At 71.4% G+C, this 17,102-nt stretch carries 10 protein-coding genes; 5 read left to right on the forward strand and 5 right to left on the reverse strand.

Annotated elements, in window-relative coordinates:
* Positions 1-20: 20 nt before the first annotated feature.
* Positions 21-770, reverse strand: coding sequence for a cohesin domain-containing protein (locus tag ABEA62_RS11665; RefSeq protein WP_345380245.1), 750 nt, complete (start codon positions 768-770; stop codon positions 21-23).
* A 201-nt stretch (positions 771-971) separates the two neighbouring features.
* Here ABEA62_RS11665 and ABEA62_RS11670 point away from each other — a divergent pair, with 201 nt between their 5' ends.
* On the forward strand, positions 972-4,394 hold the full coding sequence (locus ABEA62_RS11670) for a glycosyltransferase (protein ID WP_286215624.1): 3,423 nt from the start codon (positions 972-974) through the stop codon (positions 4,392-4,394).
* Here the strand turns inward: ABEA62_RS11670 and ABEA62_RS11675 are convergent.
* The 4 genes from ABEA62_RS11675 to ABEA62_RS11690 all read right to left on the reverse strand — a co-directional run bounded on the left by ABEA62_RS11675 (position 4,391) and on the right by ABEA62_RS11690 (position 11,108).
* The gene (locus ABEA62_RS11675) at positions 4,391-5,980 is read right to left on the reverse strand and encodes an S-layer homology domain-containing protein (protein WP_286215625.1); all 1,590 of its coding nucleotides are present in this window, start codon (positions 5,978-5,980) and stop codon (positions 4,391-4,393) included. The two genes, ABEA62_RS11670 and ABEA62_RS11675, sit on opposite strands and share 4 nt — an antisense overlap.
* 205 nt (positions 5,981-6,185) lie before the next feature.
* Positions 6,186-8,222 carry an HtaA domain-containing protein gene (locus ABEA62_RS11680; protein WP_286215626.1) on the reverse strand — a complete coding sequence of 679 codons (2,037 nt, stop codon included), beginning with the start codon at positions 8,220-8,222 and terminating at the stop codon, positions 6,186-6,188.
* A 144-nt stretch (positions 8,223-8,366) separates the two neighbouring features.
* Positions 8,367-9,758, reverse strand: a complete 1,392-nt coding sequence (locus ABEA62_RS11685; RefSeq protein ID WP_286215627.1) for an S-layer homology domain-containing protein — start codon at positions 9,756-9,758, stop codon at positions 8,367-8,369.
* Positions 9,759-9,953: 195 nt separating this feature from the next.
* Complete coding sequence (locus tag ABEA62_RS11690) at positions 9,954-11,108, reverse strand: S-layer homology domain-containing protein (RefSeq protein ID WP_286215628.1); 1,155 nt, start codon at positions 11,106-11,108, stop codon at positions 9,954-9,956.
* Between the two features lie 177 nt (positions 11,109-11,285).
* On the opposite strand from ABEA62_RS11690, the gene leuS reads away from it, so the two are divergent.
* From leuS to ABEA62_RS11710, 4 genes are all read left to right on the forward strand, one after another.
* The gene (leuS, locus tag ABEA62_RS11695) at positions 11,286-13,787 is read left to right on the forward strand and encodes a leucine--tRNA ligase (RefSeq protein ID WP_286215629.1); all 2,502 of its coding nucleotides are present in this window, start codon (positions 11,286-11,288) and stop codon (positions 13,785-13,787) included.
* A gap of 50 nt (positions 13,788-13,837) precedes the next feature.
* Positions 13,838-14,710, forward strand: coding sequence for a DegV family protein (locus ABEA62_RS11700; protein ID WP_286215630.1), 873 nt, complete (start codon positions 13,838-13,840; stop codon positions 14,708-14,710).
* Between the two features lie 132 nt (positions 14,711-14,842).
* Complete coding sequence (locus tag ABEA62_RS11705; RefSeq protein ID WP_286215631.1) at positions 14,843-15,553, forward strand: ComEA family DNA-binding protein; 711 nt, start codon at positions 14,843-14,845, stop codon at positions 15,551-15,553.
* Positions 15,550-17,102 (forward strand): ComEC/Rec2 family competence protein (locus tag ABEA62_RS11710; RefSeq protein ID WP_345380252.1); only part of this gene is annotated, 1,553 nt, incomplete at its 3' end. The genes ABEA62_RS11705 and ABEA62_RS11710, both read left to right, overlap by 4 nt.

Consider the following 17,102-nt stretch of genomic DNA (forward strand, 5'->3'; position numbering starts at 1 on the left):
GGCGTGACGAGAGGCGGCGTTCACGACTGCACCGCCTTGCGGCGCAGCACGAGCGCGAGACCGGCCACGATCGCCAGTGCGGCGAGGGTGACGGGCAGCGCGATGTCCGCTCCGGTCGACGAGAGCGAGTCGTCGACGGGCGCGGCGGACGCGGTCGGCTCCGAGCTGGGCTCAGGAGTCGCCGAGGGCTCCTCGGACGGAGCGGCGGAGGGCTCCTGAGACGGCTCGGGCGAGGGCGACGAGGGTTCCGGAGTCGGCTCGGCTGCGGCCTCGAGCGTGAGGTCGGTCGCGTCGACGTCCTCCGCGGTGACGACCGCGGTGTCCGCGCCCACGAGCGCGAGCGACGAGAGGTCGAGCGTCGCGTCTCCCGCGGCGATCACCGTGAATTGCGCCGTGATCGCGTCGATGTCGCCCTCGAGGGAGGGGGAGGTGCCGAGCCGCGTGGACGTCACGGTGAGGGTGCCGCCGGTGACCGAGGCGGAGGTGAAGCCCCCGTCGGGTCCCCTCGCGGAGCCGTCCACGTAGTCGAGGAGGGCGGGGTCGAAGTCGAGGTCCGCCTCGAAGGCGAAGACGTCGGTGGCGCCGGGGATGGAGACCGCGACGTCGATGACGTCGCCCACGGTCGCGGTCGCCGGGGCGGTGACGACCGCGGGCGACGAGGAGGGTGCCGCGACGGCGCCGGAAGCGCCGAACGACGCGAGGGCGACGGCGACCGCGCCGCTGAGGGCGACGGACCGGCGCACCCGCGCGCGGTGACTCGGTGAGGGCATGGGGGATTCCTTCGTGAGAGGCCCGCGCCGGAACTGCGCCCGCGGCGCGGGGAGGTGGCGTCAGCGGCGCACGTCCGCACGCTAACTACTTCGCATTACACGAATGTTTGCGAGATGTTTCAGCAAAAACACACGGGCGGCGGCCCCCTCCGTGCCGCGCGGGAGTGGGTCGCGACGAGCGCCGCCAGGTAAGGTATGGCGGTGCCCTCAACCCCCGACATCGCCGTTGTGGTGACGACTCACCGCGAGGGTCGCCACCTGATTCCGACCATGCGCGGGCTCGCGCGCACCGTCGCTCATGCGCGGCGTGCCGGACGCGCCGTCGAGGTGGTAGTGGTGCGTGACCGTGCGGATGCACGGACCGTGGAGCAGACGGACACCTTGATCGCGAGCGGCATGCTCGCCGACGCCGTCGAGGCGCGCGTGATCGACGTCGACCATGGGGATCTGGGCCTATCCCGCAATGCGGGGATCGCGCTTACTTCTGCTCCCATGGTCGGCATCCTCGACGCCGACAACCTCCCGTCGGAGAACTGGCTCGATGCCGCCGCGCGCGTGCTCGATGCCGCCCCCGGGCCTAGCATCGTGCATCCCGCGCGCCTCCTGAAGTTCGGCGACGACCTGGCTGTCTGGCCGCTCGTGGGCACGGATGACCCGCGCTTTCATGCGGGCCTGCTCGCCTGGTTCAATATGTGGGACGCGTTCGCGCTCATGCATCGTGCGGTGGCTGTGGCGCATCCCTATCGCGAGTCCCGTCCTGACTCCGGCTTTGGGCCTGAGGACTGGGCGTTTAACTGCGACACCGTCGCCGCAGGCATCCCTCATCTCATCGTCCCCGAAACCACGCTGTACTATCACGCACGCAGGCACGGATCCCTCGCGGGAGCACACGCCGGCTCACTGGTGCCCCGCACCGCGCTGCTGAGGGACAAAGAGGTCGCGCGGGCAGAAGTCGCTAGGCTCGCTCCTCGCGTGCAGCGAGGCGAGCAGGCCGCGGCGGCGCCGCGGCTCGTCCGTGCCGCGCGTCGAGCGGCACGCCTGGCCCGTGCGACCAGCGCGCGCCTCGGACGGGAGATGCGTGGCACGGCGGAAGGCACCGAGCAGCGTGAGATTCCCGCCGAGCTCACCATGCTCACGCCTGGCGAGATAGCGGATTGGCACGGCGCCCACCTCTTGCAGCCGCTCCTGCGCACTCCCGTCGAGCGCCACCTGGTCGAGTATCGCGTCGTCGGCACGGACTACGACGCATTGTCGGTCAACGACCGCTTCGCCTACTGGTCGGTGATCGATCAGTTGCCCGAGCGGCTCGACTTCCTCTTTGTCGCGTTGTGGGTGCGGACCGGCGGCGGTGACCGTATGACCCTGAAGCACCTGCATGCATTGCGCAGGCTGCGGCCCGACGCCACCGTGGCGCTCATCACCACCGAGCCCGATGCCTCGGAGCACCTCGCCGAGGTGCCGGACGGTGTCACCGTGGTCGAACTCGGCAGGTTCCGCCTGTGGCCGCAGTTCACCGAGCAGGTGCTCGCGATGGTGTGCGCGCAGCTCCGGCCCGAGACCATTCACATCAACAACTCGGTCGCCGGCTTCTGGGCACTCCAGCGCTTCGGCCGCCAGATCGCGCGCCACAGCCGTGTCTACCTGCAGACCTTCTGCGTCGACCGCTTCGACGACCTCTCGGAGTGGTCGTTCCTCTACAATCGGCCGCTCGACTTCTTTGATCACGTCACGGGTATCCTCACCGACAGCCAGGCCTTCGTCGACCAGGTCATCGAGGTGCAGGGCGTGCCGCGCGAGCTGTTTACGGTGTTCACCGTGGTGGATACCGAGTCACTCGCCCCCGCGCTTGTGGCGCGCGGGACAGTTGCTCGTGACGCCTCGGGGCCCACGCGCCTGCTGTGGGCCGGCCGCTTCGACTTCCAGAAGCGCCTCGACCGACTCGCTGACATCTCGGTGGAACTCCGCGCCAAGGGGGCGCCCGTTGAGATCGTCGTCAAGGGTCGTGCCGTCGTCGAGAGCGATGAGCGCTGGCAGGACCACCTGACGCGTGCGGAGGCGGGTGTCGCCACGGTGGAGGGTCCGTACGAGGGCGGCTTTGTTCATGCACGTCCCGAACAGTTCGACGCGCTCCTGCTGAACTCCGACTACGAGGGCGTGCCCATGGTCATGCTCGAGGCCATGGCCGTCGAGCTTCCCGTGATCGCGCCGCTCGTGGGCGGCGTGGGAGAGATGCTCGACGAGACCGTTGGCTACCCCGTCGACCCAGGGTCAGGCCTGGCTGGCTACCTGGAGGCCATCGAGGCGATTCGTGCCAACCCCTCCGAGGCCGCCGCAAGGGCGCGCCGCGCGCGCGAACGCGTCGAGCGGGCCGCCTCGCTCGACGCGTTCGACGCGACGCTCGAGGCCCTTCCCGGCTATCTGCCCCGGCGCACGGGTCCCGGCCGTGCGCGCGCCGCGCTCAGGTACTTCGCGTCCCCCAAGGCCGCAGAGCGGCTCGCGCGGGACGGCTCGGACATCGTCGTCTATACCGGGTCGAACGGACACTCGAACTTCGGCGACGTCCTGCAGACCAAGAACATCCTCGCGGGCTGGCAGCGACGGTCCGAGCACCACACCACGCTGATCATGCCGGCCTACGCGGCGTTGCCCGCGGGCCGGGCGGCGCTGCTCGAGTCCTGGTACCCGGCGGATGCGGTGGTCTTCGCGACCACCCAGGCGGTCGAGGTGCGCGGCACGGGCCTCGTGGAGATTCCACCGCCCGCGGGCGGGCGCATGGTGCACGTCGTGGGTGGGGGCTATCTTAATGCGCGCTGGGGAGGGGAGCACTTCCCGATCATCGATGCCCTCGCCCACGACGCCGGTGAGGTGCCCGTGCTCTTCTCCGGCCTGCAGATCGACCGTCCCGCGCTGGACGGGTTCGTCGAGCTCGCGCGCCACCACCGCATCGTCCAGGTGGGGCTACGCGACCACGTGTCCCTCGCGCTCGCAAGAGAGCACCTCGACGTCCCCGTGGAGTTCACGTTCGACGACCTCACGGAGATCTTCCAGGACTGGGCGCGCGCGGCGGTCGGCCACGAGCGCCGCCCCGGGCCCACCCGTGTCGCGGTCCACATGAACACGTCGGACTACGCAGGCGGCGAGCGCGCGCTCGCGATGTGGCGGTCAATCCTGCACGAGGTCGCGGCGACCCTGCCCGGCTGCGAGCTCACGCTGCTGCACGCGTACGACGACGCGCGACTCGACGTACGCGACACGCTCGACACCGTGACCGCGCTCGCGGAGGACATGCCGTTCTCGACCTTCACGGTGCTCGACATCGCCAAGGCGTCCCTCGAGTATCGGTTCGGCGAGGGCCTCCCGGCCCCGCTACGCCCGATCCTCGACGTCGACCTGGTGCTGTCGTCGTCGTATCACACGGCGCTCTTCGGGGCGCTGATGGGCAAGCCCGCGTACCTCATGGGGGCGAGCGAGTACTTCCGCCAGAAGGCGCAGCTGTTCCGCCTGCCCGAGCTGTCGGAGTTCCTCGCGGCACCCGGGGACTACCTGCTCGACATCCCCGAGGAGCTCGCGGCACGCGCGGCGTGGCTCGAGCGTCTCGCGACGCTGCCGGAGTCCCTCGACTAGCCCGTGTACTCGAAGTGCCACGGCTCGGGCTTGGTGCCCGACGGCCGTGCCCACGTGGGCAGCACCCAGTTGTAGATCGCCGAGTACTCCTTGAGCCACGTGTACTGAGCGCCCGCTGTGCCACCCGTCAGGCGGGCGGTGCTGATGTCGACCGCGAGTCCCCAGCCGTGGTTCGAGGTGCCCGGCGTCGCGGCCAGATCACCATAGAGCTCCTTCGCCCGCACCTGGTCCTCGTACGAGCGGTAGGAGTCGTTGAGCGGCAGGTTGACGCCGAACTTCGCGCGGAACGCCGCGTTGAGGAGCTCGAGGTCGTGAGCGGCGGTGCACGCGAGGAGCTCGACGGAGTCCCACGACAGGCCGCACAGCGCCGAGGCCGGAATGCGGCCATTCGAGTAGTCCGAGCGGATCTCGATGCCCGCCGCTCCCGCCTTACCGATCAGGTAGTAGCTCGACGCCCACAGTTTCTGGGTGCCGACCATCACCTCGACCCAGCCGTTCGCGGTGTTGCCTGTCGGGTACACCTTCGCCTCGCGCGATAGCTGCGCCATCGCGGGGTACTCCGTCGACGGTCCGGTGCGGAAGTTCAGAGAGCTCGCTCCGTAGACGTACAGCGTCGTGTGGCGGATCGTGCTGCCACCCACGCCCGCGGTGACCTCGACCTCGCCCGACTCGTGGAGACGGTACAGGTACGCGGCCATCGCGTCGCGCGTGATCGCGGCCTTGGGGCGGTACTCGGCCCCCGCCGACGTCGTCCAGCCCTCGGCGATGCCCGTCTTCGCGAGCCACGTGATCTCGCGATAGAAGGGGTCGGACGCCGCGACGTCGACGAACGGCGACCTCGATGGCAGGGTGACGGCGGGCTCTCCCGCGAGGCGGTAGAGGAATGCGGCCATCGCCTCACGCGAGATTGTCGTGAGCGGGCGGTACTCCACGCCGTTCGAGGTGCGCCAGCCCGTGCTGATGCCCTCCGCGTAGAGCCACGTAATCTCCTTCGAGAACTCGCTCGACGAGGAGCTGACGTCCGTGAACGGCTTCGCGGTCGAGGAGGCCGCGGGGTAGCCCACGAAGCGATACAGGAAGGCGGCCATCGCGTCGCGGGTGACCGTCGCGGTGGGGCGGAACACGGTCGACCCGTCGCTGAGCGTCCAGCCGCGGGAGATTCCGGTGGTCGACATCCACGCGATCTCGGTCGCGAACGCCGAGTACCGCGGTCCCGCGGCGGAGCTGACGTCCGCGAACACGCCGGTGGTGGGCGTCGCGAGGGCCGTCATGGTGGGGGCGCGGGGAGCCGGTTCCGGCGCGGCGGACGGCTCTGCGGCGGGGGACGGCGCTGCGGTCGGGATCGGCTCCGCAGGGGTGGGAGCGGCGGACGGCTGCGGCGTCGCGCTCGGCGTGGGAGAGACGCTGGGTTCCGGAGAGGCGGTCGGCTCGGGGGTCGCGGTGGGCGACGGAGTGGCGCTCGGGGCGGGGAGGGACGATGCCGGCGTCGGGTCGGGGGAGGGGGTCGCCGTGGAGGCGGCCGCGGGAGCGGCGATGCCCGCCGCGATCGCCGCCGTCGCGAGCGTCGCGAGGACGCGCAGGCGCATGCTCTGTCCGGGTCGTCGAGCTGAGGGACTGCTCACCGCGAGAATCCTCCTGAGGTCGTGCGCGACGTCCGCCGCGCGGGCACGCCCTCATCATCGGCTGGTTGACAGTCGAACAAAAGCCGGCGAGACAAATGTCACGCGCTACCAGGACAGAGCACAGGGGCGGACCCCGGCATCGTGCCGGAGTCCGCCCCTGAGGTGAGTGTTACGCGCCGTAGTGGAAGCGGTAGAGGAACGCCGCCATCGCGTCGCGCTTGGTGGTGCCGAGCGGGCGGTAGTCGGACGTGCCGTCACCGTTGTCCCAACCGGTGCTGATCTGCTGCTGTCCCAGCCACGTGATCTCGTCGTAGAACGCGGTGCTCGTGGGCGTGACATCGGCGAACAGGTCGGTCTCGGGGAGCTCGACCTCGGGTGAGCCGGCGAAGCGGTAGAGGAACGCCGCCATGGCGTCGCGCGTGATGCGCGCCTGGGGCCGGAACTCCTGACCCTTGGCGGTGCCCCAGCCCTCGGTGATGCCCTGCGTCGACAGCCACACGATTTCCTTGTAGAAGGCCGTCGACTCCGGCGTCACGTCGACGAACGGCGAGGTCTCGGGAAGATCCACCTCGGGCGAGCCCGCGTAGCGGTAGAGGAAGGCCGCCATCGCGTCGCGCTTGATGGTCTCGAGGGGACGGAAGCTGAAGCTGCCGTCGCCGTTCGCGTAGCCGGTGGTGATGCCGGCGTTCGCGAGCCACGAGATCTCGGTCACGAACGCGGAGGCCGCGATGTCGGTGACCGCGGCGTCCGCCGCGAATGCGAGGGGAGTCCGCGTCTCGAACGGGGCGTACTTCGCGCCGCCGCCCGGGTAGGTGTAGACGCCCCACGCGCCCTCGATCGACTCGAGCGCGTGCTTGTCCACCGCGAGCTCCGTCGTGAAGGAGCCGTCCGGCTCGAGCTCGACGGCGCCGGCGGCCGCTCCGCCGATCGTCGCCATGTCCTCCGCGAGGACCGCCCACGAGACGTCGCCGTTGACGCGCGCCGAGCTCGGCGCGTTCTCCGTCGGGCGCCACACGTCCGCGTACTTGCCGACCGTCACGTAGATGCCGGTGAACTTGCCGGCGAGCGGCGGGCGGGTCCCCGTCGTGGCGGTGCCCGCAGGAAGGAAGTTGCGGCCCTCGACGGTCACCGTGGTGAGGTGCGCGAGGTCGTCGACCTGCGACACCTCGACGCGAGGAGCAAAGGTGATCGGCGTCGCGGTCTCGAACGGCGCGTACACTGCGCCACCCGCGGCGTAGGTGTACACGCCCCACGTGCCGCTGGCCTCGTCGAGTGTGTCGTCGGTCACGTCGAAGGTCGCCGTGAAGGTGCCCTCGGGGGTGAGCTCGATCGCGCCGGCTGCGGCACCGCCTACCGTCGCCATGCTCTCCGCGGGTAGCGCCCACCGGGTGAAGGCGTTCGAGCGGGCCGCGCTCGGCGCGCCCTCCGACGGCTGCCACGTGTCCGCGTACTTGCCGACCGCGACGTAGACGCCGGTGAACGCGCCGGAAAGCGGCGGGCGAGTGCCGGTCGTGGGCGTTCCTGCAGGCAGGAAGCCCTCGCCCGTCACGGTGATCGTGTCGCCGGTGCCGTCGAGGTTCGTGGTCCGATCGACGGTGACGGTCGGGGTGAGGGTGGCCTCGGCCGGCACGGAGAAGGTCACCGGGTCGAGCACGGTGCCCTCGCTATAGAAGGACATGCCATTGCCCGAGAACGCCACGGCGCCTGCGGCCGTGAGCGTCGCGGGGACGCTCGTGTACGTCACGAGGCCGTCGGAGGTGGCCGGCGCGGTCGCGGAGAGGTCGAGCTCGGCCAGGTCCGTCTCGGTCGGCTCCCCGCCCGCGGTCGTGACGAGCGCGACGAGCGTCGCGGAGTCTCCGTCGATCTCGACCGACGGGTCGGCGATGGTGACGTCGAGCACGCCGTCGTGGCCGTAGTAGGTCACGTCGCCGTCGTACAGCGGCGCGCCCTCGGCGTCCGCGCGCAGCGGGAACGTCGTGGCGATGCCGTCATCGGTGGCCGGCGCGCTGGCCGTGACGCTGCCCTCCGCGATAGAGCCGATGAGGTAGCTGCGGAACGAGGCCTTGAAGCCCCACCTGAGGGCCGCGGAGGCGGAGTCCGCCTGAGCAGGAACGGCAATGGCGAGCGGTGCGGCGAGCGCGATGAGCGCCGCGGCGACCGCGATGCGACCCGCGCCAGGGCGCGCGGAATCAGTGCTGGATGGCACGAATACTCCAGGGAGGTAGGGGCGCGCAAGGCGCAACTGTCACGAGGTAAGGGAACCCTTACTCGGGACTCTACCGGCCCGAAGAGGTAAAACGCAACGCGCCTGTGCCGTTATTCGCGCGCGTCAACAGTCCCGTGCGGGAAGCTACAGCCCCTGCTCGTCGAAGCGGAACAGGAAGGCGGCCATCGCGTCGCGCGTGATCTTGTTGAGCGGGCGGAACTCCTTCTTGCCCCCGCTCACGGACCAGCCGGTCGTGATGCCCGTCTCGGCGAGCCACGTGATCTCCTTGTAGAACGGCGACGTGGTCGCGACGTCCGTGAAGGGCGACGTGGCAGGGGGAGTGAAGGGTGGCTCCCCCGCGTAGCGATAGAGGAACGCGGCCATCGCATCGCGCGTCACCTGTGCGGTAGGACGGAACTCGCGACCGCTCGGGGTCGACCATCCGGTCGTGATGCCGGTCGTGGCCAGCCATGCGATCTCGGTCTGGAAGGCCGAGGAGGCGGTGTCCGTGAACTCCGGGGCGGCCGCCGTGTCGACGGGAGGCTCGCCCTCGAGTCGATAGAGGAAGGCGGCCATCGCGTCGCGCGTCGTGGACGTGAGCGGCTTGTAGTTCTTGCCGCCGTAGCCGTTCGACCAGCCGGTCGTGATGCCGGCGTCCGCGAGCCACTGGATCTCTCCAGCGAACGCCGAGTAGTAAGACGACGTCTTATCGGGGGACACGTCGCACAGCACTGTCGAGCCGTCCGCGACGGGTGCGGTGGAGGGGGACAGTTTCGCATTGACGCGCAGGAGGTCCGTGCCGCCCAGCTTCACGCGAGAGGCGCACGAGACCACGGGCGCGTCGGTGAAGTACTCGCTGCGCAGCGCGGTCGAGCCTGTGCGGTACTCGAGCGTGTAGGTGGTGCGAGGGAGGTTGGTGAGCTTGTAGTCACCGGCGGAGTCGGTGGTCGTGGAGCGGGTGCCGCCCGAGTACCGCGCGTACACCGTGGCGCCCGACACGGGCGTTCCGCTCGGTGACACGAGGGTGCCGAAGATGGACGAGGTGCTCGACGAGCTGTACTTGGCGAAGTTCTGCGTCGCGTACGCGCACGTGCTCGAGGCGTCCCACGCGAAGCCGATGCCGATGTCCGTGTAGTCGCCGCGCAGGTTCTCGTCGTGGTCCGGGGAGTTCTTCCAGGCGTTCATGATCACGGCGGCGGCCTTCTCCGCGGAGGAGTAGCCGCACGCGTAGCCCACGTTCTCTGCGGCGCGTGACCAGCCGCCGGGGATCTGCGACGAGAACTTGCGGTTGTGGGCGAGCGTCCGGCTCGACAGCATCGACGCGCTCCACGCTGAGGCCACATTCGCAACGTCCTGGTTCCAGCGCAGGGGCTTGAGGCCCTTGCTCGCGCGGTAGTCGTTCGTCAGCTCCAGGATCGTGGTCGAGGAGTCCGCCGAGGCTGCGGGCGCGACGGCGAGGGGGATGCCGAGCGCGAGCGTGAGCGCCGCGAGAGCGGACGCTGCCTTCGTGAGCGTGCGAGGGGAGCCAAGGCCCATGACGAATCCTCCTGCGTGGCACGGATGTGGCCGGGTTTGTCCCCTATTACGGCATCCAATTGGCCTCGCACGAGGGCATATGCGTGTGAGATATGCCACGTGGGCCCCGTACACGCGCGGAATGTGAGGAATTCCACATGCCCGCACGGGCGGGCGCGTCCGAATTGTTGGATTCGTCAGCGCCCGCGCCGAGCGTCAGCTCAGATACCACTCCAGGTCGTCGTAGCGGTACAGGAAGGCCGCCATCGCATCACGCTTGATGTGCGCGAGCGGACGGAACTGCTGCTTGCCCGACACGGTCCAGCCGGAGCTGATGCCCATCTCGGCGAGCCACGTGATCTCGGAATAGAACGGGGTGGTCGTCGTGACGTCGGAGAACGGCGAGCGCCTGGGCGCCTGCCACCAGTCGGGCGAGCCCGCGTAGCGGTACAGGAAGGCCGCCATCGCGTCGCGCGTCACGGTGCCCTGCGGTCGGAACTCCGCGGTGCCGTCGGCGTGTGCGTATCCCGTGGTGATGCCCGCCGCGGCGAGCCACCGGATCTCGGTGTCAAAGTCGCTGTAGACGGGCGACGCGGGGTCCCAGTGGACGTCGGTGAGGTACGGAACCGTGACCAGGTCGACGTCGATGCCGGCGAAATCGCCGGTGAGGTCGATGAGCTCGGACTGCCACGGCTTGAGCGCGTCACCCCAGTACTCGGTCGCGAACTGCTTGCCGTCGATCATCGGCGCGTCGATGTCCGTCCCGAACTCGATACCGGTCTCGCCGGGGTTGAGCCCCACGAGCGTGTACGCGCCGGTCGCGGCGTCCACCTGCGCGTAGCCCCACGACGAGCCGTCGGTGGTCTGCGCGTACACGTACGAGTACCACCACCAGTCGGGATCCGTCGCGGTTGGGGCGGTGACCGTGCCCGAGACCGTGAGGCCGTACTGGAGGTCGGCGTCGATCCCGGTCTCGACGCCGTCGACCGTGAGCGGCGCCGAGGCGTCGCGCGAGAGCGTTCCCGGCCACCACGTGGTCGCCAGGTTGTGCTGGATCCACGTGTCCTCGTCCCAGTAGCCCGCGTCGTAGAACGCGACCTCGTACTGGCCCGCCGCGTCGAGCTCGATGGTGTACGCGCTCGTCACGGGGTCGACGTCGACATACGTCACGGACCCGTCCACGGTGCTGATCGCGTCGACCTGGAGGTCGGCGAGCCAGTCGGCGGGGGCATCGTCCGGAATCGTGACGGTGCCGGAAATGGAGTAGGTGGCGGCCTGCGCGGGCGCGGCGATCAGCAGCGACCCGGCGATCAGGGTGGACAGGGCGACGGACGCGCCAAGGCGCCGTCCCCGCGACGATGCGGTGGACAAGGAAGACCCACTCAAGCGGGGAGGCCCCGTGCCGCCCCTGGTAAGAACGGAGATTAGCGACATTCGGTGTCGCCGGGCGGATTCCTGTGATGCGTGTCTCATTGGCCACCCGGGATCCGCCCGGCCGGGCCCCGAGGGAGGCACAGCCCGGGCATCGTCCCTCGGTAGAATCCTCGGGTGACCGAGACGCCTGAGACCGACGCCGCCCGCTACGACTTCCGCACGATCGAGGACCGCTGGCTCCCCGTGTGGGAGGAGCGTCAGCCCTTCCGGTCGGGCAAGGAGGGCGACTCGCGACCCACCAAGTACGTCCTCGACATGTTCCCGTACCCCTCGGGCGATCTGCACATGGGTCACGCGGAGGCGTATGCGCTTGGCGACGTGATCGCGCGTCACTGGGTGCAGAAGGGCTTCAACGTCCTCCACCCGATCGGCTGGGACTCGTTCGGGCTCCCGGCGGAGAATGCGGCGATCAAGCGCGGCGTGGACCCCGCGGGGTGGACCGAGGACAACATCGCGCAGCAGCTGAGCTCCATGAAGCGCTACGCGTGCTCGTTCGACTGGGATCGCGTCCTCATGACGCACCGTCCGGATTACTACCACTGGAACCAGTGGATCTTCACGCGCCTGTTCGAGCGCGGCCTCGCGTACCGCAAGCCCAGCCAGGTCAACTGGTGCCCGTTCGACCAGACGGTGCTCGCGAACGAGCAGGTGGTCGACGGACGCTGCGAGCGCTGCGACACGCTCGTCACCAAGAAGAAGCTCACCCAGTGGTACTTCAAGGTCACCGACTACGCCGACGAGCTGCTCGACGACCTCGAGACGCTGCGCGGCGCGTGGCCCGACAAGGTGCTCGCGATGCAGCGCAACTGGATCGGTCGCTCGCGCGGCGCCGACGTCGAGTTCGCGATCGAGGGCCGCGACGAGCCGATCGCGATCTACACGACCCGTCCGGACACGCTGCACGGCGCGACCTTCATGGTGGTCGCCGCCGACTCGGACCTCGCGGCCGAGCTCGCAGAGGGCGCCGACGACGCGACGCGTGCCGAGTTCGCGGCGTACGTCGAGAGCGTCAAGACCGCCTCGGACATCGACCGCCTCGCGACGGACCGCCCCAAGACGGGCGTGTTCCTGCAGCGCTACGGCATCAACCCCGTCAACGGCGAGAGGCTGCCCATCTGGGCCTCGGACTACGTGCTCGCCGACTACGGTCACGGCGCGATCATGGCCGTCCCCGCTCACGACCAGCGCGACCTCGATTTCGCCCGTGCGATGGACCTGCCGGTGCGCGTGGTCCTGGATTGCAGGGACGATGCTGGCGAGCCGCTCGCCGACCCGGCCGAGTCCGGCGTCGCGACGACGGGCGACGGGGTGCTCATCAACTCGGGCTCGCTCGACGGCCTCGCCAAGGCGGAGGCGATCGCGGCGATCACCGCGGAGCTCGACGCGGCGGGCAGCGGCCACGCCTCGGTCAACTATCGCCTGCGCGACTGGCTGATCTCGCGCCAGCGCTACTGGGGCACGCCCATCCCGATCATTCACTGCGACGCGTGCGGAGAGGTGCCGGTTCCCGACGACCAGCTGCCCGTCACGCTGCCGCCCGCCGAGGGTCTCGATCTCAAGCCCAAGGGCCAGTCCCCGCTGGCCGCCGCGACGGACTGGGTCACCACGACGTGCCCGCGCTGCGGCGGCGCGGCGCTGCGCGACACGGACACCATGGACACCTTCGTGGACTCGTCCTGGTACTTCCTGCGCTACCTGTCGGTGGGCAAGACCGACGGTCCGTTCGACGTCGAGGAGGCCAAGCGCTGGGCGCCCGTCGACCAGTACGTGGGCGGCGTGACGCACGCGATCCTGCACCTGCTGTACGCGCGCTTCTTCACGAAGGCGCTGCGCGACATGGGGATGATCGACTTCGGCGAGCCCTTCAGCGCGCTGCTCAATCAGGGCATGGTGCTCATGGACGGCTCCGCGATGTCGAAGTCGCGCGGCAACCTGGTGCGACTGTCCGAGCAGCTCGACGAGTACGGCGTGGACGCCGTCCGGCTCACGATGGCCTTCGCGGGTCCGCCGGAGGACGACATCGACTGGGCCGACGTGTCGCCCGCCGGTTCCGCCAAGTTCCTTGCCCGCGCGTGGCGCCTCGCGCGCGACGTCGACAGCGCGCCTGGCACCGACCCCGCGACCGGCGACGTCGCGCTGCGCGCCGTCACGCACCGCACGCTGCACGAGGCGCAGGAGCTCATCGAGTCCTTCCGCTTCAACGTGGTGGTCGCGCGCACGATGGAACTCGTCAACGCGACGCGCAAGGCGATCGACTCGGGGGCGGGAGCAGCCGACCCCGCCGTCCGCGAGGCCGCCGAGGCGGTCGCGATCCTGCTCAGCCTGTTCGCCCCGTACTGCGCCGAGGACATGTGGTCGATGCTGGGCCACGAGGACGTCGCGCTCGCGACGTACCCCGCGGTCGACGAGTCGCTGCTGGTCGAGGAGACCGTGACATGCATCGTGCAGGTCATGGGCAAGGTGCGCGACCGTCTCGAGGTGCCGCCCGGCATCGGCCAGGACGAGCTGCGCGAGCTCGCGCTCGCCACCGAGGGTGCGCGCCGCGCGATCGGCGACTCCGCGATCCGCACGGTGATCGTCAAGGCGCCGCGCCTGGTCAACGTCGTGACGGCGTGACGGCAGATCCCACCCTCCCGGTGGGGAGCGCGGGTCGCTAGGGTGGCGCCATGACTGTCGCCGTCGTCGTCGACTCGGCCGCCTCGATCCCCACCGACCTCGCGTCCGCGCGCGGACTCACCGTCGTGCCGCTCCAGGTGGTGGTGGACGACTCCGCGCGGGCCGAGGGCGTGGGAATCGACGCCGATCAGGTGCTCGCGCACCTCGTGGCGGGCGACCACATCACGACCTCGCAGCCCACCCCGGCGGCCTTCGACGCCGCCCTGGCCGCCGCCGCGGTGGGTGGAGCGACGGGAGTCGTCGTCGTGACGCTGTCGGGGACGCTGTCGGGGACCGCGGACGTCGCGCGTGCGGCGGCCGCCCGCGCCGACCTGCCCGTCGAGGTGGTCGACACCCGCACGGTCGCGATGGCCGAGGGCCTCGCCGCGCTTGCCGCCGCCGACGCGGCCGCCTCGGGTGCGTCGCTCGAGGAGGTCGCGCGTGTGGCGCGCGAGACCGCCGCGGGAGCGCGGTGCTTCTTCACCGTCGACGGTCTCGACCACCTGCGCCGGGGCGGTCGGATCGGGCCCGCGGTCGCGACCGTGGGTCGCGTGCTGGGCATCAGGCCCGTCCTCGAGATGGTCGAGGGGGAGGTGCGGCTCGTCGCGAGGGTGAGGTCGACGGTGCGCGCGCGGGCGGCGCTCGTCGAGATGGCCGAGGCGGCCGTGCGCGAGTGCGTGAGCCCCGCCGTCGCGGCCATGGGCGTGGGCGACGATGCCGCGGTCGAGGAGGCGGCCACCGCCCTGGAGGAGCGCACCCCTGGACTGTCCGTGGTGAGGACCGGCGTGAGCGCGGTACTCGCGGTGCACACGGGACCCGGGACGCTCGCAGTCGCGGTCGCGGACCTCGGCGCTGACGTCGGCGCGGCGGCTCCAGGGGCGTGACGCGGAGGTAGTGCAGGGAAGGCGTGGGGGTAGCGCGGCGGCGATGCCCACGGCCCCTCGTGGCGGATGGCCGCTCCCCAGATCCCGCACCGCGCCGTGCGCACACGTGAGCCGGTTCATAGCGTCGCCCTCATGGACGACTCGCACGAGGTACGCGCGCGGTGGGCCGCGGGACTGAGGGAGGCCGCAGCGCGCGCGTACGCGACGGGCCACGGCGCCGAGGCTCCCGCGCCGCACGCCACGCGATGGCGCGTGGAGCCGCGCACGGCGGTGTCGGCCGCGGTGGTCCTCGTACTACTCGCCGCCTGGGTGTGGTGGGGGCTGGTGGGTGGCACCGCGGCGGCGCCCGTCGCGCCGCTTGCCCCGGCATCGTCCGCGTCGCCATCCACGGCGGGTGCCTCGGGCGCCCCGCCCGCGGCGCGCATCGTGGTCGCGCATGTGAGCGGCGCGGTCGAGCGCCCCGGCCTCGTTGAGCTCGAGTCCGGCCAACGCGTCGCGGCGGCGATCGAGGCGGCGGGCGGGCTCACCGCCACCGCGGATCCGTCCTCGATCAACCTCGCGCGGGTCGTGGTCGACGGCGAGCACATCCGGGTCGGGGTCCAGGGCGAGCCCGCGGCGGCCGGCGTGCACGGCACAGGACCGGCGGCGGGCGTCCCGCTCGACCTCAATGCGGCCGATTCCGCGGCGCTCGAGGAGCTACCGGGAATAGGCCCCGTGCTCGCGGGGAGAATCGTCGCGGATCGTGAGGCCAATGGCCCGTTCGCCTCGGTCGAAGACCTGGGGCGCGTGCCGGGAGTGGGACCCGCGATCCTCGAGTCGATCGCCGACCTCGCGACCACGTGAGCGGCTCCGGATGGGGCGACCTCAGGCTGGTCCCCGCGGCGCTCGCGGCGTGGTCCGTGTCTCTGGCCGTCGCGCTCGGGGGCCCCCGCACCGGGGCGTGCGTCGCTCTCGCATGGGCCGGGGCCGCCCTCGTGGGGGCGGCGCTCGCGCGGCGCGCTCGCGTGCACGGTGTCGCGGCCCTGGTGGGTCTCGCGGTCCTTGCCGGCGGAGCCGCGCTCCTCACCGCGACCGCGGCCGACTCGCGCCACGCGTGGCACGCCACTCGGGCAGCCGGGGAAGGGGTCGAGGTGCGGGCGACTGTCGCGCAGGTGCGGCCCACGCTGGCCTCGGGCGGCGATCGGGTCTCCGTTCACCTCGAGGTCGAGGCGTGGCGCGCGGCTCCCGCCGCGGCGACAGCGCCCGACGCCCCGTGGCGGGACGGGGCCGGCCGCCTGGTCGTGCTGGCCGATTCCGACGCCGCGCCGGCGCGCGGGGACGCCGCGGTCGCGCGCGGATCGCTCTCTCCTGCGGCCGGCGGCACGGTCGACGCCCTGCTCGACGGAGAGATCGTGGTGGTGACCAGGCCCTCCGGGTGGCGCGCGCACGTCGTATCCGCGCGCGCGGCGTTCTCGCACGCGGTCGCGGGGGCTCCCGAGGCCACGGCGGGCCTGGTCGAGGGGATGGTGCTGGGCGACACCGGCAGGCTCGACCCGAGCCTCGCGGACGCGATGCGGGAGACGGGGCTGGCTCACCTCACCGCGGTCTCGGGTGCGCACTTCGCGATCCTGGCCGCCGGTGTGGGGCTGGTGCTGCGACGGCTTCGCGCCGGGCCGTGGCTGACCGCCGCCGCAACGCTTGTCGCGAGCGGCGGCTTCGCGATCGTCGTTGCGGGCGGGGGAGCGGTGCTGCGTGCGGTCGTGATGGCGGTCATCGCCGCGGGCGCGCTCGTGGCCGGTCGCCGCGGACAGGTGGTGCCGGGCCTCGCGACGGCGGTGATCGTGCTCGTCGTCGTGCGGCCCGACCTCGCGGAGGACCTGGGGCTGGCGCTGTCGGTCGCGGCGGTCGCCGCGATCGGCCTGCTCGCCCCGTGGCTCGCGCATCGGCTCGCGCGGGTGGTCGCGCCCGCGCTCGCGGAGGCCGCCGCGGTGACGATCGCGGCGCAGGCGGCCTGCATGCCTCTCCTCGCGCTGATGGATGCGCGGCTAGGGCCGTGGGCGGTCGCGGCCAACGCGCTCGCGACTCCGTTCGCGATACCCGTCACCCTGCTGGGCGTCGCAGGGCTGGCGCTCGCGATCCCCGTGCCCGGCGTCGCGGCGGTGCTGGTCGAGTTGGCAGGCTGGGCCGCCTGGCCCGTCGCGGTCACGGCGCGGGCCTTCGCCGAGGCCCCAGGGGCGTCGCTCAGGTGGCCCGCCGGAGTGCGCGGGATCGTGCTGGGACTGTGTCTGATCGGGGCTGTCGTGGGGGGGGGGGGCCCCCCCCCCCCCCCCCCCCCCCCCCCCCCCCCCCCCCCCCCCCCCCCCCCCCCCCCCCCCCCACCCACCCCCCCCCCCCCCCCCCCCCCCCACCCCCC

Origin of the sequence: Demequina sediminis, from assembly GCF_039545075.1 — a bacterium.
Taxonomy (GTDB): Bacteria; Actinomycetota; Actinomycetes; order Actinomycetales; family Demequinaceae; genus Demequina; species Demequina sediminis.

What these genes read in the sequence shown, in the direction of transcription:
- ABEA62_RS11685 (WP_286215627.1), bottom strand. Translation starts at nt 9,758, where the DNA reads ATGGGCCTTGGCTCCCCTCGCACGCTCACGAAGGCAGCGTCCGCTCTC.
- ABEA62_RS11665 (WP_345380245.1), bottom strand. Translation starts at nt 770, where the DNA reads ATGCCCTCACCGAGTCACCGCGCGCGGGTGCGCCGGTCCGTCGCCCTC.
- ABEA62_RS11705 (WP_286215631.1), top strand. Translation starts at nt 14,843, where the DNA reads ATGGACGACTCGCACGAGGTACGCGCGCGGTGGGCCGCGGGACTGAGG.
- ABEA62_RS11700 (WP_286215630.1), top strand. Translation starts at nt 13,838, where the DNA reads ATGACTGTCGCCGTCGTCGTCGACTCGGCCGCCTCGATCCCCACCGAC.
- ABEA62_RS11675 (WP_286215625.1), bottom strand. Translation starts at nt 5,980, where the DNA reads ATGCGCCTGCGCGTCCTCGCGACGCTCGCGACGGCGGCGATCGCGGCG.